General features: G+C 43.5%; 17 protein-coding genes and 1 pseudogene. 12 read left to right on the top strand and 6 right to left on the bottom strand.

Features of this window, described 5'->3' with window-relative positions; all coding sequences use genetic code 11:
- Positions 1 to 12 precede the first annotated feature (12 nt).
- From V7K67_RS02570 to V7K67_RS02560, 3 genes are all read left to right on the top strand, one after another.
- The gene (locus V7K67_RS02570) at positions 13 to 2649 is read left to right on the top strand and encodes an S-layer family protein (protein WP_334730456.1); all 2637 of its coding nucleotides are present in this window, start codon (positions 13 to 15) and stop codon (positions 2647 to 2649) included.
- A 145-nt stretch (positions 2650 to 2794) separates the two neighbouring features.
- Complete coding sequence (locus V7K67_RS02565) at positions 2795 to 4528, top strand: ShlB/FhaC/HecB family hemolysin secretion/activation protein (RefSeq protein ID WP_335165153.1); 1734 nt, start codon at positions 2795 to 2797, stop codon at positions 4526 to 4528.
- Positions 4529 to 4833: 305 nt separating this feature from the next.
- Positions 4834 to 7530, top strand: coding sequence for a CHAT domain-containing protein (locus V7K67_RS02560; RefSeq protein WP_335165151.1), 2697 nt, complete (start codon positions 4834 to 4836; stop codon positions 7528 to 7530).
- Positions 7531 to 7735: 205 nt separating this feature from the next.
- Here V7K67_RS02560 and V7K67_RS02555 read toward each other — a convergent pair whose 3' ends face one another.
- The gene (locus tag V7K67_RS02555) at positions 7736 to 8122 is read right to left on the bottom strand and encodes a DUF1830 domain-containing protein (RefSeq protein WP_334706292.1); all 387 of its coding nucleotides are present in this window, start codon (positions 8120 to 8122) and stop codon (positions 7736 to 7738) included.
- A gap of 588 nt (positions 8123 to 8710) precedes the next feature.
- Here V7K67_RS02555 and V7K67_RS02550 point away from each other — a divergent pair.
- The 3 genes from V7K67_RS02550 (at position 8711) to V7K67_RS02540 (ending at position 12407) form a co-directional block, all read left to right on the top strand.
- Positions 8711 to 10303: a photosystem II high light acclimation radical SAM protein gene (locus V7K67_RS02550; RefSeq protein ID WP_335165149.1), complete on the top strand. Its 1593-nt coding sequence runs from the start codon at positions 8711 to 8713 to the stop codon at positions 10301 to 10303.
- Between the two features lie 83 nt (positions 10304 to 10386).
- Complete coding sequence (locus tag V7K67_RS02545; protein ID WP_335165147.1) at positions 10387 to 11772, top strand: DICT sensory domain-containing protein; 1386 nt, start codon at positions 10387 to 10389, stop codon at positions 11770 to 11772.
- The gene (locus V7K67_RS02540; protein WP_335165145.1) at positions 11769 to 12407 is read left to right on the top strand and encodes a pentapeptide repeat-containing protein; all 639 of its coding nucleotides are present in this window, start codon (positions 11769 to 11771) and stop codon (positions 12405 to 12407) included. The genes V7K67_RS02545 and V7K67_RS02540 overlap by 4 nt, the downstream gene beginning before the upstream one ends.
- Before the next feature lie 61 nt (positions 12408 to 12468).
- Here the strand turns inward: V7K67_RS02540 and V7K67_RS02535 are convergent, their stop codons facing one another.
- The 3 genes from V7K67_RS02535 to V7K67_RS02525 all read right to left on the bottom strand — a co-directional run bounded on the left by V7K67_RS02535 (position 12469) and on the right by V7K67_RS02525 (position 14144).
- Positions 12469 to 12873 (bottom strand): type II toxin-antitoxin system VapC family toxin, encoded by a 405-nt coding sequence (locus tag V7K67_RS02535; RefSeq protein WP_335165143.1) that lies wholly within the window; start codon positions 12871 to 12873, stop codon positions 12469 to 12471.
- A gap of 9 nt (positions 12874 to 12882) precedes the next feature.
- Positions 12883 to 13122: an antitoxin gene (locus tag V7K67_RS02530; RefSeq protein ID WP_334706289.1), complete on the bottom strand. Its 240-nt coding sequence runs from the start codon at positions 13120 to 13122 to the stop codon at positions 12883 to 12885.
- 188 nt (positions 13123 to 13310) lie between these two features.
- Positions 13311 to 14144, bottom strand: coding sequence for a CPBP family intramembrane glutamic endopeptidase (locus V7K67_RS02525; protein WP_335165141.1), 834 nt, complete (start codon positions 14142 to 14144; stop codon positions 13311 to 13313).
- A 351-nt stretch (positions 14145 to 14495) separates the two neighbouring features.
- Here V7K67_RS02525 and tnpA point away from each other — a divergent pair.
- Positions 14496 to 14921, top strand: a pseudogene (tnpA, locus tag V7K67_RS34280) (IS200/IS605 family transposase).
- A gap of 130 nt (positions 14922 to 15051) precedes the next feature.
- Here the strand turns inward: tnpA and clpS are convergent.
- On the bottom strand, positions 15052 to 15333 hold the full coding sequence (gene clpS, locus V7K67_RS02515) for an ATP-dependent Clp protease adapter ClpS (RefSeq protein WP_179067591.1): 282 nt from the start codon (positions 15331 to 15333) through the stop codon (positions 15052 to 15054).
- Positions 15334 to 15633: 300 nt separating this feature from the next.
- Here clpS and V7K67_RS02510 point away from each other — a divergent pair, with 300 nt between their 5' ends.
- Positions 15634 to 15999, top strand: coding sequence for a hypothetical protein (locus tag V7K67_RS02510; RefSeq protein ID WP_334730470.1), 366 nt, complete (start codon positions 15634 to 15636; stop codon positions 15997 to 15999).
- 524 nt (positions 16000 to 16523) lie between these two features.
- Here V7K67_RS02510 and V7K67_RS02505 read toward each other — a convergent pair.
- Positions 16524 to 16724 (bottom strand): hypothetical protein, encoded by a 201-nt coding sequence (locus V7K67_RS02505; protein ID WP_179067590.1) that lies wholly within the window; start codon positions 16722 to 16724, stop codon positions 16524 to 16526.
- Positions 16725 to 17195: 471 nt separating this feature from the next.
- Between V7K67_RS02505 and V7K67_RS02500 the strand changes: the two genes are divergently transcribed.
- From V7K67_RS02500 to V7K67_RS02485, 4 genes are all read left to right on the top strand, one after another.
- On the top strand, positions 17196 to 17531 hold the full coding sequence (locus V7K67_RS02500) for an STAS domain-containing protein (RefSeq protein ID WP_179067589.1): 336 nt from the start codon (positions 17196 to 17198) through the stop codon (positions 17529 to 17531).
- 144 nt (positions 17532 to 17675) lie between these two features.
- Complete coding sequence (locus V7K67_RS02495) at positions 17676 to 20381, top strand: TIGR03960 family B12-binding radical SAM protein (protein WP_334730465.1); 2706 nt, start codon at positions 17676 to 17678, stop codon at positions 20379 to 20381.
- A gap of 935 nt (positions 20382 to 21316) precedes the next feature.
- Complete coding sequence (locus V7K67_RS02490) at positions 21317 to 23491, top strand: Rne/Rng family ribonuclease (protein WP_334730466.1); 2175 nt, start codon at positions 21317 to 21319, stop codon at positions 23489 to 23491.
- 8 nt (positions 23492 to 23499) lie between these two features.
- Positions 23500 to 24171: a ribonuclease HII gene (locus tag V7K67_RS02485; RefSeq protein WP_334730467.1), complete on the top strand. Its 672-nt coding sequence runs from the start codon at positions 23500 to 23502 to the stop codon at positions 24169 to 24171.
- Positions 24172 to 24245: the final 74 nt, after the last annotated feature.

Genomic DNA, 24245 nt, shown 5'->3' with positions numbered 1-24245 from the left:
TGCCTGTATAAAATGAAACAATTCTTCCGCCAAATTTTAATTACCACTAGTGCTTATATCTGCTATCTAATTGCTGGTTTTCCTGTTTTAGCACAAATTTCTTCAGATAACACACTTCCCAATGGACAAACTGTAGTTTCACCAGGGACGACACCAGGGCTGGATTTTTTAATTACAGGCGGAACACAAGTCGGTAGCAACCTTTTCCATAGCTTTCGAGAATTTTCTGTTCCCACTGGTGGCGAGGCTTTTTTCAGCAACACCCCAGCTTTAAGCAACATTAGTAACATCATTAGCCGAGTTACAGGTGGTTCAATTTCCAATATTGATGGCTTAATTAGAGAAAACTATGGTGCTAATTTTATCCTTATCAATCCCAGTGGTATTAACTTTGGTGCTAACGCTCAACTCAATATTGGCGGATCGTTTTTGGCGAGTACGGCAGATAGCCTCAAATTTGCTAATGGCGCAGAATTTAGTGCTACCGATTCAACTTCTTCCCCTCTACTAACGATTAGTGTACCAGTAGGTTTACAATTTGGGCAAAATCCGCAAGGGATTCGTATCCAAGGTCAAGGGCATAACCTCAGTCTGCAAAGTCCGATATTCTCACCCTTCACTAGGGGAAACACCACCGGACTAAAGGTGCAGCCAGGTAATACCCTAGCTTTGGTGGGAGGAGGAATTATTTCAGAGGGAGGAACCCTCACAGCCGAGGGCGGACACATTGATTTAGGTAGTGTGGGAGGAGGTTTTGTAAGTCTCAATCCCAGTCCTCAAGGCTGGAATTTAGGTTATCAAGGGGTAACAAACTTTCAAGATATTGCCTTATCTCAAAAGGCGTTAGCAGATGCCAGTGGCCCAGGTAGTGGCTCAATTCAGTTGCAGGGGCGAAACATTTCCATCCGCGATGGCTCAATCGTGTTAATTCAAACCCAAGGAGCGCAATCATCAGGGGGGATTAACGTCAATGCCTCTGAATCTTTATCCTTAGTGGGCACGACAGCAAATGCACAGCTTTCAAGCGACTTATTTACAGAAACTATCGGCGCTGGCAAAAGTGGAGATATTACTGTTAACACCCCCCGCCTAGTCATTCAGGATGGAGCAGCCATCTCTGCGGCTACTTACACGCCTGCTGCTGGTGGAAATATTGATATTAAAGCTGGTGATTTGTTGGAAGTGTCAGGATTCTCACCAATTAATCCCAGTCGCTTCAGTAATATTACGGCAGCAACTTTTGGGGTTGGTAATGCCGGAAGTCTAACAGTGTCAACGCAGCAGTTAACTGTGCTTTCAGGAGGGAATATTGCCTCTATAACTGCCGGTACTGGCTCCGGTGGAAATTTAACTGTGAATGCCTCGAAGTTAGTAGAATTGATCGGTGTAACACCATTGGTTTTCACTCCTAGTGAAATAACTGCTGGTACTGCCGGCCCAGGAAAAGCTGGTAGCGTTACAATTAATACTCAACGTTTGACGATCAAAGACGGTGGTAGAGTTGATGCTTCCACCTTAGCCAGTGGCCCGGCTGGTAGCGTCACTATTAACGCTCAAGATAGTGTAGAGGTAAGTGGCAAAGTTCCAGGCTCCGTCAATCCTAGTTTGATCATTTCCTCAGCCAACATCGTTGATCCTTCCTTGCAACAGCTATTAAGAGTGCCTCCTGTGCCCAGTGGAGCTTCTGGAGATGTGACAATTAACACCGGGCAATTGCTTGTCAACGATGGCGCACAGGTGACAGCGAGAAATGATGGCACTGGGAATGCAGGAACGTTGCGGGTGAATGCTGACTCTATTTTTCTGGACAGTCAAGGTGGAATTACGGCGGCTACCAGAGGTGGTCAAGGTGGCAACATTGATTTACAAGTCCAGAATTCTTTACAGTTATCCGGTAATAGTCAGATATCTAGCGACAATTTTGGTGCGGGAGCAGGTGGAAGATTGACGATTGAAGCGAGTCATTTGGTACTTAGCGATCGCGCCTTATTATCTGCTTCTACCACATCTGGAGAAGGTGGTAACATATCCTTGCAAACGAATTCCTTACTAATGCGTAGTAACAGTCAGATATCTGCCACTGCTGGAGGAAGTGGTAACGGAGGCAATATTAATATTGGTGGCTTTAGTTCTGCCAATTTTGTCACGCTGTTAGAAGGCAGTCAGATTACCGCCGATGCTTTTCAGGGTATGGGAGGAAATATCAGTATCAATACAAAGGGATTCTTTGTGTGTCCAACTTGTCAGATTACTGCTAGTTCCCAATTAGGAGTCGCCGGACAAGTTAGCATCATTGCACCAGAGGCAGAAAGGAATTTTGAAGTCATCGATTTACCACAAGAAGTAGCTAAACCAGAACAGGTGGTAGCTCAGGCTTGTCGAGGGACAACAAGTCAAAATAGAAGCGAATTTACCATCACCGGACGCGGAGGATTGCCACCCCGACCGAGCGAACAGTTAACTACCGGAGCTTTAATTAGTTTTGAGCCTGCTAATACCAGTGCTGCTACAGAGGTGAATAATACTTCGCAACTGCCACCCCCAGCCAGAGGTTGGTATGTTAACGCCCAAGGTGTACTAGTTCTCGCCAGCCAGACGCCTAATCCTACTCCCTATGGTTCTGGGTTAACATCATCTAATTGTCACTAAATCTTTTTTAGGTCACGCACTGCTGGACTGGGGATTGGGGATTGGGGATTGGGGACTGGGGATTGGGGATTGGGGACTGGGGAGATGGGGAGATGGGGGGGAAATAACTAATGACTAATCCAAAATCTAAAATCTAAAATCCAAAATGGTATTAAGTGTTTGGCGACGGAGATTTTTTTTATCTCCTTGCATTATCCTCATACTCTTGCTAAATCACACAAATTCTGCTTTCGCCCAACCGATTAATCCTGTAACCCCAAAGCCTCCAGAACAACCGCCAGTTAATCCCCTACCACCAACAAACGTACCCATCCAAATACAGCCCACAGTACCGCCAACCCCGGAAGAAGGACTAGATATTCCAGGTAGTATCACTGTGCAAAAGTTTGAGTTTGTTGGTAATACCGCCTTTAGCCAAGGGGAATTAAACTCTGCGATCGCCAATTTTATCGGAAAACCAATTACCTTTGCCGAACTCCTCAAAGCTGCTAATCAAATTACCGAGTTGTATGTTCAAAAGGGTTACATTACTTCTGGTGCATACATTCCCAGTCAAGAGTTTCGTTCTGGTATTATCAAAATTCAGGTAGTAGAAGGCAGCTTAGAAGATATTCAAGTCAATGTGATTAAAGGACGGTTGAACTCAGATTATGTCCGCAGTCGTATTGCGATCGCTACTACCAAACCGCTGAATATCAACCGCCTCAAAGAAGCTTTGCAACTGCTACAACTTAATCCCCTGATTGAAAGTTTAGATGCCGAACTCACTGCTGGTACTAGACCAGGTGTCAATTCCCTAGCCGTGACAGTCAAGGGAGCAAAAACTTTTAATACCCAACTCAGTATTAATAATAACCGCAACCCCAGCGTTGGGAGTTTTGAGCGTGGCATCACCTTATCCGAAGCCAGCCTTTTGGGAATCGGCGATCGCTTGAGTTTTACCTACAAAAATACCGATGGTAGCAATAGCTTTGAGGCTGGTTATACCTTGCCAGTCAATCCCCGGAATGGCACTATTGGCTTCAACTATCGAATTACTGACAACAAAATTATTGAACCTCCTTTTGATGATTTAGATGTTGGAATAAATTCGCGGGAATTTGAATTATCTTTTCGTCAGCCAATTCTGCAAAGAGCCACTCCAGAAGTCAGCCAAGAACTTACACTGAGTTTAACCGCAGCTAGGCGGGTAAGTAATTCTTCGATTCAAGGAGTTGATTTTCCCCTGTTTCCTGGGGCTGACGATCGAGGAGAAACGCGGATATCGGAATTGAGTTTCGCCCAAGAATGGTTACAGCGGAGTCGTCAAGAAGTCTTAGCTGCTCGTTCTGAGTTAAATTTGGGGATTGGAGCTTTTAACGCCACAATAAATAACAGCGAACCTGATAGCAGATATTTCCTTTGGCGGGGACAACTGATCTATTTGCGCCTCCTCGGTCAGGCAAAAGGACAACCAGCGATCGCTCCGACTTTGTTGCTGCGTTCTAATGTGCAATTGGCCACTAGTTCTCTACTTTCCATTGAGCAATTTAGTGTGGGAGGTCAAGGAACAGTGCGGGGTTATCGCCAAGATGTTTTACTCAGTGATAACGGCATTTTTGCTTCCGCAGAATTGCGATTACCCGTCGCCCGTTTCCCAGAACTGCAAGGTACTTTACAGGTTGCACCATTTATCGATTTTGGTACTGTCTGGAACACAGGCAGAGAAAATCCCAACCCTAATACTTTAGTAGGCTCAGGATTAGGACTACTTTGGCAAATGGGGGATAAATTTACAGCCCGCCTAGATTGGGGTATTCCTTTAATAAATATTGATAATAGCAAACGCACATGGCAAGAAAATGGCTTGTATTTTCAAATGGAATACAAAGCATTTTGAACGCAGGAACATCTGACTGAATTTTAGATTTTAAATTTTGGATTTTGGATTTTGAATCATAAATCCAAAAAGGTCTTAAGCTCCCGAATTTAAACGCGATAATAAATCTAAAATATAAAATAATACGGTCAGTTAAGGCTAAAATCCTTTTTTTTAACGTAGACGCGGAGCGGCTTGCCGCAAGCTACCGCAAAGGACGCAAAGGAAGAGAAGCTTAACTGAACTATATTGAAATACAAAATCTCAGATTAAATGGCAGAGCGAATGACTAAAGGGCATGGAGTCAATCTAAAATCCAAAATTGTATGATTTATAAAAAGTACCGTCGTCTATTAGTTTTTATCCTTTCAGTCTTATTGGGACTGTTATCTAGTTTCACTGTGCCAGCTTGGTCAAATCTCCCCAATTTACATCCTAATGCTGCTAGTCCTCTAGCCTTAGCAAAGGAAGGTGAACAACGGTACAATGCCGGAGAACTAGAAGCAGCAGCAAAATTATGGCAAGCGGCGGCTGAGGCTTATGAAAAAGTAGGCGATCGCGACAGAATGACTAAGAGTCTGATCAACAAATCCCAGGCTTTGCAAGATTTAGGATTGTACCCCAAAGCTTGCAATACTTTGCTCGAAGCTTTTGCGATCAAAAGCCCCAACTGTAGCCAAACCCAAATCGAGCAATTCCAGAAAACCCTTACTCAAAAGGGTGATTCCCTGACCTTAACTCAAGCAATTGGCTTGCATAGCCTCGGTGATGTCCTACGCAGACAAGGGTTATTACAAAAGTCGCAAGAAATCTTGCAGTTAAGTCTGTCATCAACTCCCGAATCGCCGGAAAAAAGCTCAGTCCTACTGAGTTTAGGTAACACCGAACGGATCTTAGGCAACCAAATCCGCGATCGCTGGGACTATGATGCAATCACAGAAATTATCGATCGCAAATCTCTCTTGGATGCTCTAGCGCCCTACAATCAAGCTGTTTATTACTATATTCAAGCAACAAAGATAGCATCAGCCCCACTGCCTAAAATTCAGGCACAACTAAATCACTTCCAGCTATTACTGGAGATGAAAAGATGGTGGGGTGAACAGACACAACGCCGGATTACTTCTTGGTCAAGATTTTCGGAAGCTAAATTAATTCAACGGGGAAAAGATTTTATCTCTGGGTTAGAGTTGCAGTTGAGCCAAGATGCTCAAGCATTGCAAAATCAAATTCTACCTAACCTGACTACTCTTACTCCCAGTCGTGCTGCCATCTATGCCCAGATTAACTTTGCTGATTCTTTGATGCAAAGCGCCCAAATAAATAACGTTGAACCTTTATTAAAAAATGCACTACAACAGTCACGGACTCTACAGGATAAACGAACCGAAACCTACGCTCTAGGGTATTTGGGAAAACTTTACCACAAACAAGGGCAGTTAAATCAGGCAACCAAACTGACACAGCAAGCACTGATGTTAGCCCAAGAACAAAATATCAGTGGTGATGCGAGGGAAATTACTTATCTTTGGCAATCTCAGTTAGGAAGTTTACTACGGAAACAGGGAGATATCAAAGGAGCGATCGCAGCTTACACCGCCGCCTTTAATACTCTGCAATCCCTACGCAGTGATTTAAACGCCAACAATCAAGATGTCCAGTTTGACTTTCTCCAAGAAGTCAAACCTGTGTATCTAGAATTAGCAGATTTACTATTGAAGTCAAATTTGAGTGACAACGAATTAAATTCCCTAATAGTGACTAATCCTAACATTAAACAGGAAAAGTCGGAAACGAAAAAATCTCAAAAACGTCTAGAATTTGCCCGCCAGGTGATAGAATCTCTGCAATTAGCAGAACTGGATAACTTTTTTCAAGACCCCTGTTCTGAAACAGCAAATGTCGCGTTGCAAATTGATAATATTGATGCTAATGCAGCTGTAATTTATCCGATTGTTTTACCAGATCGCTTAGAAGTTATCCTTTCCGTATCAGGAAAACCCTTAGAGGAAGTAGTAATACCGATTAGCGAACAGGAAGTTAATGAGACTCTAGATCGGCTCTACGATAATTTAGACAACGTTAGTATCAATAACTCTGCAAGAAATATTCTCTCAACTTCTAACCCAAATCCCAAAGAATTAAAGGAAAATCTTCAGACACTTTTACCAATCTTTGGAGAAGTTTATAACTGGCTGATTAAACCTTTCGAGACACAGCTAGATCCCAAGGAAATCAAGAGTTTAGTATTTGTACTAAATGGGAGATTGCAGAGAGTGCCAATAGCTGCGCTCTACGATGGAAAAAATTATCTCATTGAAAAATATAGCCTTGCCCTAGTTCCCAGCCTACAACTCCTCGCTCCTAAACAATTGCAAAGGAAAGAACTTAAGGTCTTAGCTGCTGGAGTTAGCGAGCAAATGAAGGTACAAGGAGAATTTTTTGCCGCACTGGTTAATGTTCCTAAGGAATTAGACCAAATTAAACAAACTTTTCCTGCTTCCCAAAAGCTGCTCAATCAAGAGTTTACTGTCAAAACTATTCAAAAACAGTTGAAATCAAATTTTCCTGTGATCCACCTAGCCACTCATGGGCTATTTAGTTCTAATCCCCTGAAGAATTTTATTATTACAGGGGATGGGAAAAGTATCAGCATTAAGGAGTTGAGTGCTTTGCTCAGAGAACCAGGCACACCCGTAGAATTATTGGTGCTGAGTGCCTGTGAAACTGCTACTGGTGATGAACGAGCTGTCTTAGGCTTGGCAGGGATGGCTGTTCGTTCAGGGGCACGCAGTACCCTTGCCACTCTCTGGCCTGTAGGTGATGCTTCTACCGCTAAATTTATGGGTCAATTTTACCAAGACCTGAAAAAGCCAGGGAGTAAACAAGCAGATGCTCTGAAGAATTCTCAACTATCACTTTTAGAATCTTTGAAACTGAATCCACCTTTTCAGGAGTTGCAGAATTTACCACCTCATCCTTATTATTGGGCATCTTATGTTTTAGTCGGAAATTGGCAATAGCAGGAGAGCGTTTCGGGGGAGGTGAGGGGGATGAGGGGGATGAGAGAGTAGGCAGCAAGGGAGAAGAGTTTCCCTCCGCCCCTTGCACCTCTGCCTCTTTTCAATCCCCAATCCCCAATCCCCAATCCCCAATCCCCAATAATAAATAAAAAAGGCTGCTGAATTAGCAACCCTGAAATTTAGTAAAATTCTTTTTTTAATCAACCTATGCTAAACCAAGGATTTGCAAGGGTTTTGTAGTATCTCCGATTTTTGTATTAATTTGCTGCACCATTAAGTTGGTATTAATAGGGTCTTTTCCATCTGATGAGTCTGTATCAAACTCATAATTACTGGGTTCTTCGAGCATTAGGCGATCGCACGGAATCTTATCGGATAAAATTGCACTTGCCATCATCCCTGTGTGAATCTCCACTTGACCTTTTCGCGGAGCTTCAAAAACTAAACGTTGTCCAGGGAAAACAACCCTTTCAAAGTACCAGTTGGGAATATTGCAGATGCGAGCTACCTGTATTTTGCTCGTGGCATTAATGTAGCAGCAGAGAATTTTTCCTGATTGCTCAGGTGGTAGAGGATCTAATATTTGAGCCATAACTGCTGAGGAGCTTTACGCCACAATTTTACATTACACTAGCCAAGCCTAGCACTCACTGATCCCCAGTTGTTGTAACTGCGAATACCAACTGAGCCTTTGTAGATTATTTCTGTCTAAAGATATATTTTCAGTTATGAAAATTTTGTAATTATTTACACCTTTTTCGGAATTGTACACTATAGATAAAAGTTTTTGATATTTTTCCCTGGTATAAAAGCTTTAATTTTCTTTAGGCAGATTGTTAGGGAATTGACATAACGATGATCCCCTTGCCTTTCGCATAGCGAGGAAGTGAGTTTTGCTGTTTCATGTATCCCAGGATTAATCATCTGGGAACATCGCTTAATGAATAAACTCGATGTTATGGTAAAGCTATATGAAAAAATGTCTTCATAAAGCTCTCCATAGATTCCATGTATTGTTTTATGCACAGCAATTTTAGCGTTTCCCGCAGTTGCTAATTGCAGGTTCCACATACCAATAACTAGCTAAAATGTCAAGCACGATTTGATAAATAAAACCAGATAAAACAAACACACACTTTAAAACTGAATGTTTCTCTCGCTTTCTCCACAGATTGGTAAGATGGAAGTCCAAACACAGATGATGGAAAATCGAATTCTTTACGTTCGCCTTCCTTGTAACCCCATCTTTCCTATCGGGGTTGTCTACCTGAGCGATCATGTCCACAAGCAGTTTCCTGATATTGAACAGCGCATCTTTGATTTAGGAACAGTGCCACCTTTAGATTACAGTTCGGCTCTGGATCGCTGTATCGATGAATTTAAACCAACACTACTAGTATTTTCTTGGCGGGATATTCAAATTTATGCCCCAGTTGGCGGACGTGGTGGCAACCCGCTGCAAAACGCCTTTGAATTTTACTACGCCAAAAATCCTCTATTGAAACTACGCGGCGGATTGGGCGGTTTGCGTATCTTCACCGCTTACTATGTAGAGTTGTGGCAAAATCAGGGCTTAATCAAACGCGGTTTAAAACGTGCCCAAAAGTATAACTCTGATGCGCGTGTAGTTGTTGGTGGTGGTGCAGTCAGCGTCTTTTACGAACAGTTAGGTAAAAGCTTACCCCAAGGAACAATTATTTCTGTCGGTGAAGGCGAAACCCTGCTGGAAAAACTTTTAAGTGGCAGAGATTTTCGAGATGAACGCTGTTACGTTGCCGGAGAAACTCAACCACGTCAACGGCTAATTCATGAACAACCCACCCCAATAGAAAAAACTGCTTGCAACTACGACTATATCGAAAGCATCTGGCCGGAATTTAACTATTACCTGCAAGAACAAGACTTTTATATCGGTGTCCAAACTAAGCGTGGTTGTCCTCACAACTGTTGTTATTGCGTCTACACCGTCGTCGAAGGTAAACAAGTACGCATCAACCCAGCCAATGAAGTCGTTGCCGAGATGCGCCAATTATACGATCGCGGCATTCGCAATTTCTGGTTTACCGATGCCCAATTTATCCCCGCGAAAAAATTTATCGCCGATGCCGTAGAACTCTTGCAAAAAATTGTCGATTCTGGTATGACAGACATCCATTGGGCAGCATATATCAGAGCCGACAATTTAACACCAGAGTTATGTGACTTGATGGCAAAAACTGGGATGAACTATTTTGAAATCGGGATTACCAGTGGTTCTCAAGAACTCGTGCGGAAAATGCGGATGGGTTACAATCTGCGAAACGTCTTGCAAAACTGCCGTGACTTAAAAGCTGCTGGTTTCAACGATGTAGTTTCCGTCAACTACTCCTTTAACGTCATTGACGAACGTCCCGAAACCATCCGCCAAACCATCGCTTACCACCGCGAACTAGAACGGATTTTTGGGGCTGATAAAGTCGAACCTGCCATCTTCTTTATTGGACTACAACCCCATACCCATTTAGAAGAATATGCTTTCAAAGAAGGCATCCTCAAACCAGGGTATGATCCAATGAGTTTGATGCCGTGGACAGCCAAAAAACTTCTCTGGAATCCCGAACCCCTTGGTTCATTCTTCGGCGAAGTCTGCTTGCAAGCTTGGCAACGAAACCCCAACGACTTCGGACGTGAAGTCATGAAAATCTTAGAAGAAAAGCTGGGTTGTGCCGAATTAGAAGCAGCACTTACAGCACCATTAGAGACGAAAGAAAAACAGTTAGCAAGTGTATCCTAAAAAACACGAATTCTGAATTTCTCCCCCTCTCCTCCTCTGTGTCCTCTGCGCCTCTGCGGTTCGTTTTCATAAAATTCCAAACCATGTTAGAAGGTTCAATCCTACAACAGCTAGAAACAGCCCATCGCCACACCACCAGGCCAATTCGATTCGGTGTTTACTACAAAAATACCCTAGTTGCCCTGTGCCATGCCTTAGAAGACCATATCTTAACCGATGACGGTACACCCTTAGTAATCACAGCCTTTCAACAAGGAAAATGGTATCTACAAGAAGCTGAACGATATGCAGACATCGCCCAGCGCAGCTGCCAAATTGCCATCATGGCTGCGGCTGAATCTGGCTTTGCTGAACATCCCACCAGCCAGCTACCCAATGTAGACTTAGTGGCATTAGATCCAGTTGATTCTGTGGCGCAAGAGTGGCACTTAATTATATTGTCACCTAAATACACAGCAATGGTAATTTGTCAAGAATTATCGGATGCTGATTATGGCAGCGCTGGGATACCGACATCAGACTTAGAGCGTAAATTCTATGGTTTATGGACATTTGAGCCGGAGTTAGTGCAAGAGACAGCAGAAATTGCGATCGCTCACATCCAAAAATACAACCCAGAACTGGCGAAAAAACTCACAGCCGATAAACAACAAATTGTACCGTCAATGGCCAGATCAGAAAATTTAGGTGCAGTTGTCTCCCGTGTAGTAGATTACCTCCAGACTGGGCAAGATAATTTATCCATCTCCACAGCACTTCAGAAACAAACCCTAGATCGCAACTTGGTTTCTAACGAAATCCAAGCCTTTTTGCGAATGGCACAACTGATGGATATGGCAGATGTCAACAATCCAATGGCAGCTGCGGAAGTAGTAGTACTTGCGGAAGCGATCGCCCAGCTATTGGATCTTCCCGCATGGCAAATTAAGAGATTGCGGCTAGCGGCTTTGTTACATCGCATAGATCCATTACAAAATGCCGAAAGTGTCCTGACTTCTGATCATATACCCGCACGCTACCTACATCCCCCCAGTTGTCCTTTAATACCAGGGGTGCAAGTATTGCGAACCATGCCACGACTGCGAGCCGTTGCCCAAATTATCACTCACCAAACCGAATGGTGGAATGGCGCAGGGGAACCAGTAGGTTTAGCTGGAGATCAAATTCCCCTAGAGTCGAGAATTTTGGCATTATTGGCAGACTTTCAGTGGCGAGTCAATCAGCGAAAATCATCAAATCAAAGCCGGGAACAGATATTTACTCAAGCTTTAGATGAGTGCAAACAGCAAGAATCTAGCCACTTTGACCCTAAACTTGTAGATACCCTAGCTTTGTTAGTTATGGGTTTACAACAGGGACTCGACTTACCCTTGATGACACCCAAAGTCAGCGCCGGCATCTGGATACTTGATTCCCAATGGGATAGCCACAGCAAGATCAGTGAAGAGATTAGTGGTAATTTTACATGAATATTGAAGCCATTAGATTAGGAAAACTCAAACAACTTCCAGGGGCAAATTTAGAAGACGAGGAACTCTCTCGACTGGATTTAAGCCGGATTAATCTTGCTGGTGCTACCCTTGTAGGTGCTAATTTTGCTGGTTCTAAACTCGAAGGTGGGCATTTGGAAGGGGCGAACCTCATGGGAGCAAACCTCCAAGAAACTGACTTGCGGGCGAATCTCATGGGAGCAAACCTGATGCAAGCAGATTTAACGGGCGCTGACTTGCGGGGTAGTAATTTGCGTGGCGCTAACTTGATGGGAGCAAGACTCAGTGATGTGTCATTGGTGGGTGCTTTCTTGAGTGGTGCCAATTTGATGAATGTGAACTTGCAAGGCGTTGACTTACGCGGTGCTGACTTGCGCGGTGCAAACCTGACTGGGGCAAATCTTAAAGGTGCAGATTTGAGTCGCGCCGATTTGCAAGGGGCTTTATTGAGTGAAGCAAACCTGGAAGAAGCTGACTTACGGGGGGCGAATTTGGCAGGGGCGAATTTGACGGGGGCGAATTTACTCTGTGCGGAGTTGGAAGGTGCAAATTTGAGAGGCGTTAATTTGGATAAAGCATGTGTAGTGGGTACAGTTGTGGAGGCTGCGTTTTGAATAGGGGTTAATTTATACAAACTGCAATAAATAATATACTAGACCACTCCAATGTATGCCCTCAAAGCAGCCAATTTTCTACACTTAAACCAGGTACGCGCTCAAATTCGCGGACATTTGCTGTAACAAGCGTCAGGTTAAGGGCTAGGGCGTGGGCAGCAATCAGTAAGTCATTAGGGCCGATGGGTCTTCCTGTTTGCTCCATATGTGTACGAATTACCGCATAGTGCTGATTCACGGGAGGCGACAGCGACAAAATAGGTAACACTTCAAGGATGCTTTTTAGTTGCTGAAGAAGACGGAGAGAGCCACTTTTAGCTGCACCAAATCGCAGTTCGCACACTACAATAATGCTGGTACAAATGCAGTTTTCCTCTACGGCTGCGAGTCGCTGAAACACCAAACCTTGAGGATGTCTTACCAAATCTGAAATGATGTTGGTGTCTAGTAGGTATTGATAGGTCATTGGCCAGGATTAAAGCACAATATCATCGAGTGGCAGTAACCCTTCATCTATGTTAGGAAAGTTTTCTGTAATATCTTCCAAAGTGGCAAGCAGTGAAAGTAGAGAACTGGAAGAAATGGGTTCGATGATTAATCGATTACCTTCTTTGCGTAACAAAACTTCGGTGCTGGATAGAGCAAATTCATCAGGAATGGTTAGGACTTGATGTTGCCCATCTCGTAATAGGTAAACATGGCATGAGTTTGGCATCAAGCAATCTCCTTAAAATCATAATTATTTCGCCGCAGTGTGTTACTTTACAATATCATGTCAAGTTTTATCCTGGACAGTTGACAATAACTGTAGTCGCAAATAGTTCTAATATTCTTTGCGATCGCTGCTATTTAATGGTGTTGGATTGGTAAGTAATAAAGCTGATACGATTAATATTTGTATTTTCATATATGACGCAATCGCTCAGTTCGCCCCCGTATCCAAAACGCCAGTACACTCATTAACAACACCCCCATTACTCCTTGCAGGGGATTATTATTCACACCAGTTACCCAATCAGGAACAAGACCCGAATATTTCACTAATTCCCCAACATTAATAATGTAGTAGCCCCAAACTAAACCACCATGCAGACCAATTGGAAAACCTAAGCGTCCCTTCCGCCAACCCTTTCCCCACACTTGCGTTAACCCCAGCAGTACTAAAGCTGGAAATTGCGGCAGTGTATGAATAATTGTCTCCAAGGGTTTAATAAAGTGCAATGTAGCAAAGGCAGTTGCATCTGTCCACAGTGCCACACGCAGACTGTAATCTCGTTGTAATTCATCTAGCAACCAGCCTCGGAATAACAATTCCTCAGCAAATCCAACACCTAAGCCAACAAGTAAACCCTCTAAAATAACTTTTAGCAAGAAAACTTTCGGTTGTTGCCACACCAACCAACCCAACAAACTTTCTACCCCAAAAAGGATCAGAATATTAATTATCCCTATAGCCAAGCCATGCAGTAAATCCACACCATTTTTCCGCGTGAATTCTAAGCCATAATGCCGCAGAATTTGGGTCTGTTTGTAGACATATTTACCCCACAGTCTCAGGAGCAAAATAAACAATCCATATAACAATACCAATGTCAATATACTTTCTAAGTTTGAATCATGCACTAGTAAGTATATTGGTGCAGCTAATGGCAACCATAGCAACAATAAAGTCAAAATAAAACAACCCAGCCTAATAGGGGCAGGGTGTTCAGCTAAACGGACAAGGTTTTTTTTCATACCAATGTTAAGTCACCAGCCAATAAGTAAGTCGGTGAGAAAAATTCAATGTATATGAAGAAATATAAATTAGCTGTAGGGTGTGTTATGCCGTAGGCTAACTTCCTTGAGATTGTTGACGGTGCGTTGCGCTCTGCGACAACACACCCTACGTTAAAATTCCTTAACATAGCTGGAAATATTAGCACCGACTTACTTACTCTATATTTGAACGCACCCCATCTAAATCAGAGATTATAGATGGGGATTCTTGCGCTATGCAACCTCTAGACTTGGTTTTTCTTTTGCTCATCACCTAGCCTCGACCTTGACTAGATTATCAGATACTATTTATAGTTGTCAATTTAGTTAATGGAAAAAAGACAAGCACTAAAAACCCGCAGTCACAGTGCATTCAGGCTGATCTACCACTTGGTTTTAGTAACTAAATTTCGGAGAAATTCTCTAACTGCTGAGATCCTGGATAGGATAAATATCATTATCAAAGAGCTTTTAACCAAGTGAGAGTGTGAGTTAATTGAATTTGGTGGAGAGGCTGATCATATCCACACACTTCTGGAAACCCACCCCTCTGTTGACCTATCAAAATTAGTGAATAATATTAAAACAGTCACATCGCGTCGATTGCGTTCTGAGTATAGTGAGCATTTATCTAAGTTCTATTGGGGAACTAAACCACAGTTTTGGTCTAGTTCTTACGCAATTATTACTGTCGGCGCACAAGCACCACTCAATCGGTTAATCGAGTATGTCCAGAATCAAGAAAAACCGGAATAGTTGAAGAGGCGCCTTTTATACTGGTTTCGCTTACCCCATCTAAAATGTAGATGTTTTTATAGTATTTTTAGGTGGGGACTGCGCTCAACATTTCTTGTTCAACTAATGACCAATGACCAATGACTAATGACTATTCATCAGGTTCAATCGTGCTACTTAAACCGTGACTTATCAATGTTTCGCAATAAAACTCAGCGTGTTCCTGAGCGCAAGTGATGACTAAAGCTAGCCCATTAGTATGGGCTTCCATCATAATGCTCACAGCCTGGGGTTGGGTAAGGCTTGGTACAGTGGCTATTAGTGACTGTACAACATGCTCCATCGAGTTGTAGTCGTCGTTATGGAGCAAAACGCGATACCGAGGCGCGAGCTTGCGGGTTGTGGAAGGCTTTTCAATGGTTTCAACTGACACGGCTCTTTGCTCTTTTCTCGTTACTTCACTACAACAAAGTCTCTGTTTTGCGATCGCTCAACAGTTGTTCACCTATTCTATAGTATTTCTGCTCAGATACTATGCTAGGAAAACCCTTTACTGCCAAGGATTGGTCGTATTAGTCTTGCGTAGCCACTTGTAAGGTATATGTCTTAGACATAGCTGCCGTAACAGTGTTACCCTAATCTTACAGAAGCCTTCCTTAAAGTTAACGCATTTTCACTTTTAAGATTAAGGAAGTTGCAAAATAATCCTTGCCCCTGCCCAAACTGCATAATGATGGACATCAGCCTAGAATTTCTTCAACCAGGACAAATTGTGTCTTTAAAGCATAGCGACAGGAATCTGTATGCAGAAGTCATTCAATTTGTAGTTTCCCGTCAGTTATGCTGGGTGCGTCCTTTATTAATGGTCACTTTCATTCAAGAATCGCCGCTAATTACCGATTTGCGAGATGCGTCTGACCTGCTTTGGCCTGCCAATTTATTTAGTCCAGCATTAGACACAGAAGTAATTACCTTCTTGAGCCAAGTTTTAGCAAAAGAACCAAAAACTGAATCAGATTCAGCTGCAAAGCAGCAACTAAATCAGTTTATTCACCAACTATGGCAAGCGTATCAAGAGGGATTGGGGATTGGGGATTAGAGTATGGGGCATTGGGCATTGGGCATTGGGCATTGAAAAGAGGCAGAGGTGCAGAGAGCAGAAGGGAAAACTCTTCTCCCTTGCTCCCTGCTCTCTTATCCCTCTCATCCTCCTCATCTCCTAACTCCGTAGCAAATACCAGCATCCTTTATTAATCTCTCCTCAAGGGCAAGTTTTGTAGCTCTTCTTCAATCCCCGTTATAAAACTTAATTAAGTCAGCGAGTCCGCGTACCCTTATAGGGATCTTGCTACGCTTTTAGCGTCTGTCTGCGACACGCTGCGCGAACGTAGAGAACATGAACAGGGTGTAGGGGATAGGGTGTAGGGTGTAGGGAACCCCATAATTAAAATCAGGGGTTTCAAAAGGGACGCTGTATTTCTTGCACATACGTGTCTCAAAATACATCTTTTTCTTTTTCCATATTTAAAAATAGGGGCTTGTACCCGTTGGGTGTGGGATAACCTTCTTTTCCTACACCCTACACCCCACACCCCACACCCTTTTCGGTCATTACGAACTACTCTAATATCCCAGGCTAGGAACTAACTGAATTCTGCCAGCATCCATCTCTGCCATTAATAATTCGAGGGCTTCGTAATCAACATCAGAAATATAACCAAGTTCTGTCAGTTCTGAGTTGATTTCATTTTCTATCTCAGGGGTGAGTTTTTTTATGTCAAGAGCTTTTTCTACCAATTTACGAATAGCGTACTGAGTTCTCATAAGTAATAACCAAACTGTAATATGATACTAATCATTCCAGATTAGCCTAAGTATGAAGAGTGTTCCAAATACTAACTTACTAGTGATATATATCACAGTTTAATTAGTTGGATAGATAATTCTCTTTGGCTTTGCCGTATGTCATCAGCAACGCTAAAGTGAAAGATTTAACCTACCATTAAGACTTGGCTAAATTAGCTTTAGTTATAGACTAAGCAAGATTTATCAGCATAGTTACTGATGATTTGTCTGCTCTATGACCGTCTATAGTTGATTGTTTTTGAACTGAGATAAAAAAAAAGTATACATCAACACATTTTAAACTGGAATTATAACAATCTTTAAACAGAGAGACGAAAGCAATAAAGATTCAGCAAAGAGAGGTAAGACGTATGGTCGATGCAACAAAATAGAGTTTATGTTCAAATAATCCTTAGCTTGACGCTTCAAAATTCTTAATAGGATGTAACTATGCAGGCAGTGCTTAACTATCCCAAGATTGCAGTTATTCGCCCCCAAGGGTGTTTGAATGCTGCAAACGCCTTGGAATTTGAACGAGATATGACCACAGCGTTGGCACAAAATGGTATTTCCATCTTGGTAGTAGACCTCGCAGCAGTAGAATCCTTAGACAGCGCAGGGTTGATGGCATTGTTATCTACACACAAACTGGCTCTTACTTTAGGACGAAGTTGCCGACTTTGCGCCGTTGCTCCACCAATTAGAATTATTTTTGAACTGACGCAACTTGATAGGGTATTTGAAATCTTAGACGGTGAAGCTGCATTGAGCCAAACAGAACTTTGATGTAAAAGTACAAAGCTTCGGACAAGAAGTAGACTTTAATGTAAAGGAATTGTAAGTTGCAACGATAAACTCTGTTAGAAGTCCTAATTCAATGCTAAGGTTGGGTTTGGGTAGCTGTAATTAAGGTAGCTAGAAGATAGCACAGTGGTTGTTGCAGTTGAAAAATTAATAACATCGGGTATTTCCAAACCAGCTCGTTACCTGGGTAACGAGCTGTTAGCAATACACAAAGCTTGGGATACGACAGCAATACGTTGGGTTTTAACCTACCCAGAAGTGTATGAAGTCGGTGCATCTAATTTAGGGCACATTATCCTCTATAACATTTTGAATGCCCAACCGCGTCAATTGTGCGATCGCGCCTACCTGCCAGGACAAGACCTGGCAGCCAAACTACGCGAAACTAATACACCATTGTTTGCGGTAGAGTCAAAGCGATCGCTGACAGAATTCGACATTTTGGGCTTTAGCCTCAGTTACGAACTGGGTGCAACTAATATCCTCGAAATGTTGGATTTGGCAGGAATTCCCTTGACGTGGCGAGAGAGGCAGGGGGACAGGGGAGAATTTAGCGATACCCAGTCATCGTTTCCATTGATTTTCGCTGGTGGGCAAACAGCGACATCGAATCCTGAGCCTTATGCTGATTTCTTCGACTTTTTCGCCCTTGGAGATGGAGAAGAACTGCTGCCAGAAATTGGCTTGGTGTTGGAAGAAGGCAAGCAAGCAGGATTAAGTCGGGAACATCTGTTACTTGACTTGGCACAGATACCAGGTGTGTACGTGCCTCAATTTTACGATATGGCAGAGGATGGCTCAGTTCATCCTCATCGCCCAGATGTCCCAAAACGAATTCTGCGACGGGTTGCAACTCCCATACCAGCATATTCCATTGGGTTAGTTCCCTATGTAGAAACAGTTCATGACCGCTTGACCATTGAGATTCGGCGTGGTTGCACTCGTGGCTGTCGCTTTTGTCAACCAGGAATGCTGACTCGACCAGCACGGGATGTAGAACCCGATCAGGTGGTAGAAGCAATTGAACAAGGTATGCGGGCAACTGGTTACAATGAGTTTTCCCTCCTATCTCTGAGTTGTTCTGATTATTTGTCCCTACCAGCAGTGGGGATGGAAATCAAAAATCGCTTAAAAAATGAAAATATTTCTCTGACTCTACCAAGCCAACGGGTAGACAGATTTGATGAGAATATTGCCAACATCCTGGGAGGTACGCGCCAAGGTGGACTGACTTTTGCTCCAGAGGCTGGTACTCAGCGGATGCGAGATATTGTAAATAAAGGGTTGACGAATGAAGAATTGTTACGGGGGGTGAAAACTGCCTGGGAGCAAGGCTGGGATAAAATAAAGTTGTATTTTATGATTGGCTTGCCGGGTGAAACGGATGCCGACGTTGTGGGCATTGCCGAAACAGTAAGCTGGCTACAGCGAAAATGCCGAGGCAAAGACAGAAAACCCCTAAACTTTAACCTGACAATTTCTAACTTTACGCCCAAGCCACATACACCATTCCAGTGGCACTCAGTTTCTACTGCTGAATTTAAGCGAAAACAAAACCTGTTGCGGCAAGAATTCCGCCAAGTCAAGGCAGTGAAGGTAAATTTCACCGATGTCCGCATTTCGGCAATGGAAGATTTTGTGGGACGAGGCGATCGCAATTTGAGCAAAGTAGTCCGCCGTGCCTGGGAATTGGGTGCTGGTATGGATTCCTGGTATGAAAATTTAGATCAAGCTTTTAGTGCTTGGGGATCTGCGATCGCCCAAGCCGATTTAGATTGGAAATACCGTCAAGTAGAAAATGGCGAATGGAATTTGTTTCATGTACAAGAGCAGAAAAGATCGGGAGATGCGGAAAATACCCAATTCCTAACTCCTAACTCCTCACTCCCTTGTACAGACGCGATTAATCGCGTCTCTCCCCACTCCCTCGATATTCCCCTTCCTTGGGATCATATCGATACCGGGATTAACAAAAAGTGGCTTCAAGAAGACTTGCAACGCGCTCTAGAAGCCTCAATTGTACCTGACTGCTCTTTTGAAGGTTGTTCTCATTGTGGCGTATGTGGCACTGACTTTGGGCATAACGTGGTGATTGAATCACCTGCTATCCCAAAATTTGCTGGCGAATTTGTCCCCAACACAACTAAGGCGCAAAGACTGCGAGTTTGGTTTGGGAAACAAGGTAATATGGCTTTGATGAGCCATCTTGATTTAATCCGTCTATTTGACCGAGTTGTGCGACGAGCAGGTTTACCAATTGCTTTTACTGGCGGGTTTCACCCAATGCCACGGATTTCTCTAGCAACTGCTTTGGCTCTAGGGGCTACTAGCAGCGGTGAAATTGCAGATTTTGAGTTAACTGTGCCAGTGGAAGTTGATACTTTCCGAGAAAAGTTGGCTTGTGAAATGCCCACAGACATACCAATATATAATGTGGAGCAGATAGATTTAAAAGCTAGTGCCGCTACCCAACTGCTAGAGTCCGCAGAGTATCTGATTACTGTAGCAGCACTTCAAGAAACAACACCCATACAATGGCAAAACTGGATTGATATAATCAAAGCAAAAGAGGAATTTTGGTACGAGCAAACAACTAAATCAGGCAAGAGCCAGTTAATAAATCTGCGCGATCGCTTGTTTGAACTGGAATTAGTAGAAACCCACAACAACATTGCAGAATCCATGTCATCTGTAATCCGTTATCTAGGTAGCTATCGCCAGGACGGTTTGCTATTGCGTCCCGAACAAATCCTGTTTATGCTAGAAGCAGTGGCGAATGTAGAATTTCAACTCCTGCACATCCACCGCAATCGGCTAATTTTAGGGGTATAATCCCTGTAAGGCAACTTGCTAGTAGTTGTCCTGACATGGCAGCTCGCAGGAATTGATTTTTAGCAAGGTTGCGTTAGAATAGGGTGAAGAGAAATTTTCTGGCGCTGCATTGAATTAGCTGGTTCACTACCCTGGTATTCAGGGGGCGAAAGCAAAGATATTAGAGTGCAACTTCTAGGATTTTATCCTAGACAAACAAAAAGCAGATTAAAGAATGCACACTCTCTCTATAGCTACCTTGTGAATCAGTAACTAACAGCAGGCTCAGTTAGCTTCTCTAAATCCATGCTTTTTAAACAACTGCTGAATGTCTAATCCACGTAGTGCCCAAGAGCTAGTGCATTACTTTTTTAGAGTTAAAGCAACTGCTGTCGGCTATGCCGACTTGTAGACTTTCACAGACGCGCAAAGCGCGGCTTGTCTTAGGCTAGAGCAGCTCAAGGCAGGGTAGCAACTGGCGCTGCTGAGTATAACCCTAAGATAAATCCAGGGAATGGAAAATAGAAATAGTTTCTTTTTCTTAACGAATTCAGTAGGTTACTCTCAATGAAGCATCCTGAGTTTAAATGCTCACTCAGGATTTAAAACTTTCAACTCAGAACTCTCAAGATTTGAGGGTATTGCATTACAGATCAACTATGGACGGTTGATTTAATTGCTTAAACGATATGCAGCAGTTCTGGAATAATCAGCCGTGGAAACGCTCTTAAGAGCGCCAATAGCTATTTAACTTAGAAGCTCAGATTTGCGATTTTTATTACCAGTAGCGCCTTTTGAGGGTTGTGAGGGCAGCAAAAGTATAATATCAAACCGAGAAAACACTGGTGATGAAAGCTGACGCGGAGACGCGGGGAGTTTTGAATTATAAGTAATTAACCGGATTTGATACAACAAACCTCAAACCTATAAGTGCTGCCAATTTTTGAGGAAATTGAATGCCAAAACAAATTATCATCGCGGAGCAGCACCAAATTGCTGCGGTTTTTTCTGAAGATCAAATACAGGAACTCGTTGTTGCTACAGGTCATCATCAAATAGGTGATATCTACTTAGGAGTAGTAGAAAACGTATTACCTGGGATAGATGCAGCTTTTGTCAATATTGGCGATCCAGAGCGTAACGGTTTTATTCACGTCACCGACTTAGGGCCATTGAAGCTGAAGCGTACCGCAGCAGCAATTACAGAACTACTTGCACCTCAGCAGAAAGTTTTGGTGCAAGTAATGAAAGAGCCAACGGGGACAAAAGGGCCCAGGCTCACGGGTAATATTACTTTACCTGGACGCTACGTAGTACTGATGCCTTATGGTCGGGGCGTAAATTTATCCCGACGGATTAAAAGTGAAAGTGAACGCAACCGCTTGCGAGCATTAGCGATTTTGGTCAAACCGGCGGGAATGGGTTTGCTCGTGCGTACAGAAGCCGAAGGCAAACCCGAAGAAGCGATTATGGAAGATTTGGAGTTGCTGCAAAAGCAATGGGAAGCCATTCAGCAGGAAGCCCATTCTACCCGCGCTCCAGCACTGCTCAACCGGGACGATGACTTTATCCAGCGCGTATTGCGAGATATGTACGGCGCGGATGTCAATCGGATTGTCGTAGATTCTAGTACTGGTTTGAAGCGCGTCAAACAGTACTTGCAGAATTGGAGTGGCGGTCAAACACCGCAGGGATTGTTGATTGACCATCATCGCGATCGCTCCCCAATTTTAGAATACTTCCGCATCACTGCTGCCATTCGAGAAGCTCTCAAACCGAGAGTAGACCTACCTTCTGGAGGTTATATCATCATCGAGCCGACAGAGGCATTAACCGTAATTGATGTTAACTCAGGTTCCTTCACGCGATCGGCAACAGCTAGAGAAACAGTTTTGTGGACAAACTGTGAAGCTGCAACAGAAATTGCTCGCCAGTTGCGTCTGCGGAATATCGCCGGGGTGATCGTCGTTGATTTTATCGATATGGAATCGCGACGCGACCAACTACAAGTTCTCGAACACTTTAATAAAGCACTCAAAGCAGACAAAGCTCGTCCCCAGATTGCCCAACTCACCGAACTAGGTTTAGTAGAACTGACCCGCAAACGTCAGGGTCAAAATATTTACGAATTGTTTGGTGAAACTTGTCCTACCTGTGGCGGTTTAGGACATACTGTGCGTCTCCCTGGAGAAATCGAAAACCGATTGCCGATACCGGCTGATACACCAGAGCGCGAGCGTTTTGTATCCTTACCTCACCGAGAACCACGTCAGCCATCTGCCCGCACTCCAGAACCACGAGAAACCTACGATGGATTTGGGGAAGCATTTGACGGCGACTCAGAATTGAGCAACCTAAATCTGATCAATCATCCTAGTTATCAAGAACTTAATGATAAACGTCGTACCCGCACTCGCCGCAGTCGAATTGGTGTCAATGGGTTAAACGGGAAAGATGAATCTCGGGTTATTCCCAATCCGCTAGCTTTTGTCAACGAGCCAGATTTAGACCTGGATGTAGAACCAGAACTAGGATCTGCACCAGAGATCCCCTCCCCCACCCTTGGTAAACCAGGTTGGAGTGAAAGAGTAGAGCGGACTAAAATTATCAAGGCAGAACCAGTTAAGCCAGTGGTAGAACCACCGGAGATTAGAACTGTAGAAATGAGCCTCCAAGAGCAGGATATATTTGCCTTGATGGGAATATCTCCTTTAGTGAAGCTAGAACAAGAGGTTAAAAATACCAAGTCTGTGATTATTAATGTGATTCAGCCTGGTCAATTGCCAACGACCCCAATTGAATCAACCTCAGAATCAACTATTGTCCAAAAAGCAACACCTGAAATAATCACTATTTCCCAAAAGGCAACACCTGAAATAATCACTATTGCCCAAAAGGCAACACCTGAAATAACCACAAGCAAAATACCGACACCAAAAGTTATTGAGCCAGAACCAAAATCTTTGATCGAAGAGACAACTGAAACATCGGAGTTGACTGCGAATCCTTCGGGACGCTTGTCTGCCAAAGCCGCCAAAGCCAACGAGATCGCAGATGAAAGTGAAGTCAATAGCAGCGCTACTGCCAGCCGTCGCCGTCGCCGTCGTTCCTCAGCGATCGAGGATAATTAATTTGCTTTATGGTAGAAACATCGCCAACGCCTTTGGAACAATCCACCTGGCTAGAGTTTTCTACCTTGTCAGGGATTCCAGGGTTGGTTGCAGGTGTGGATGAAGTAGGGCGAGGTGCTTTATTTGGCCCTGTGGTAGCGGCAGCAGTGATCCTACCGGCTCATGCTTTGCCAATACTGATAGCAGCTAAAATTAAAGACAGTAAAAAGTTGTCTAGTTCTCGGAGAACTCAGCTAGCACAACAAATTTGTGAGCTAGCAGTAGACTGGAAAATTGGGTTTGCTTCTACTGCCGAAATTGACAAGATAAATATTTTGCAAGCAACGCTGTTAGCAATGAAGCGGGCTGTGCTGAAGTTAAAGGTACAGCCTGCAATTTGCTTGATTGATGGTAATCAGTCAATCAAAAATTTGCTAGTGCCGCAACAAACAATAGTCAAAGGAGACGAGCGATCGCTCGCTATTGCCTCTGCTAGTATTGTTGCTAAGGTTTGGCGTGACGATCTGGTAATGCGTCTAGCATTAAAATACCCTATGTACAATCTAGAAAGTAACAAGGGTTATGGTAGCCAGCGCCATTTGCTGGCTTTGCAACAATATGGGCCTTCGCCCCTACATCGTCAGTCTTTTCGTCCTTGCCAAATCAAACTACCAAATGCTGAGTCAGGGTTCTCTAGTTGAGTACCAACCCCATAGCTGAAGCTAGGGGCTTGTAGGAGACTTCACCTGACCAGACTAACCGTTTAGAGCAAGAG

The sequence above is a fragment of the Nostoc sp. genome (assembly GCF_036917155.1).
In the GTDB taxonomy this organism is placed as follows: domain Bacteria; phylum Cyanobacteriota; class Cyanobacteriia; order Cyanobacteriales; family Nostocaceae; genus Nostoc.
The sequence above is the reverse complement of the archived record's forward strand: the minus strand, read 5'-3'. Positions and strand labels throughout refer to the sequence as shown.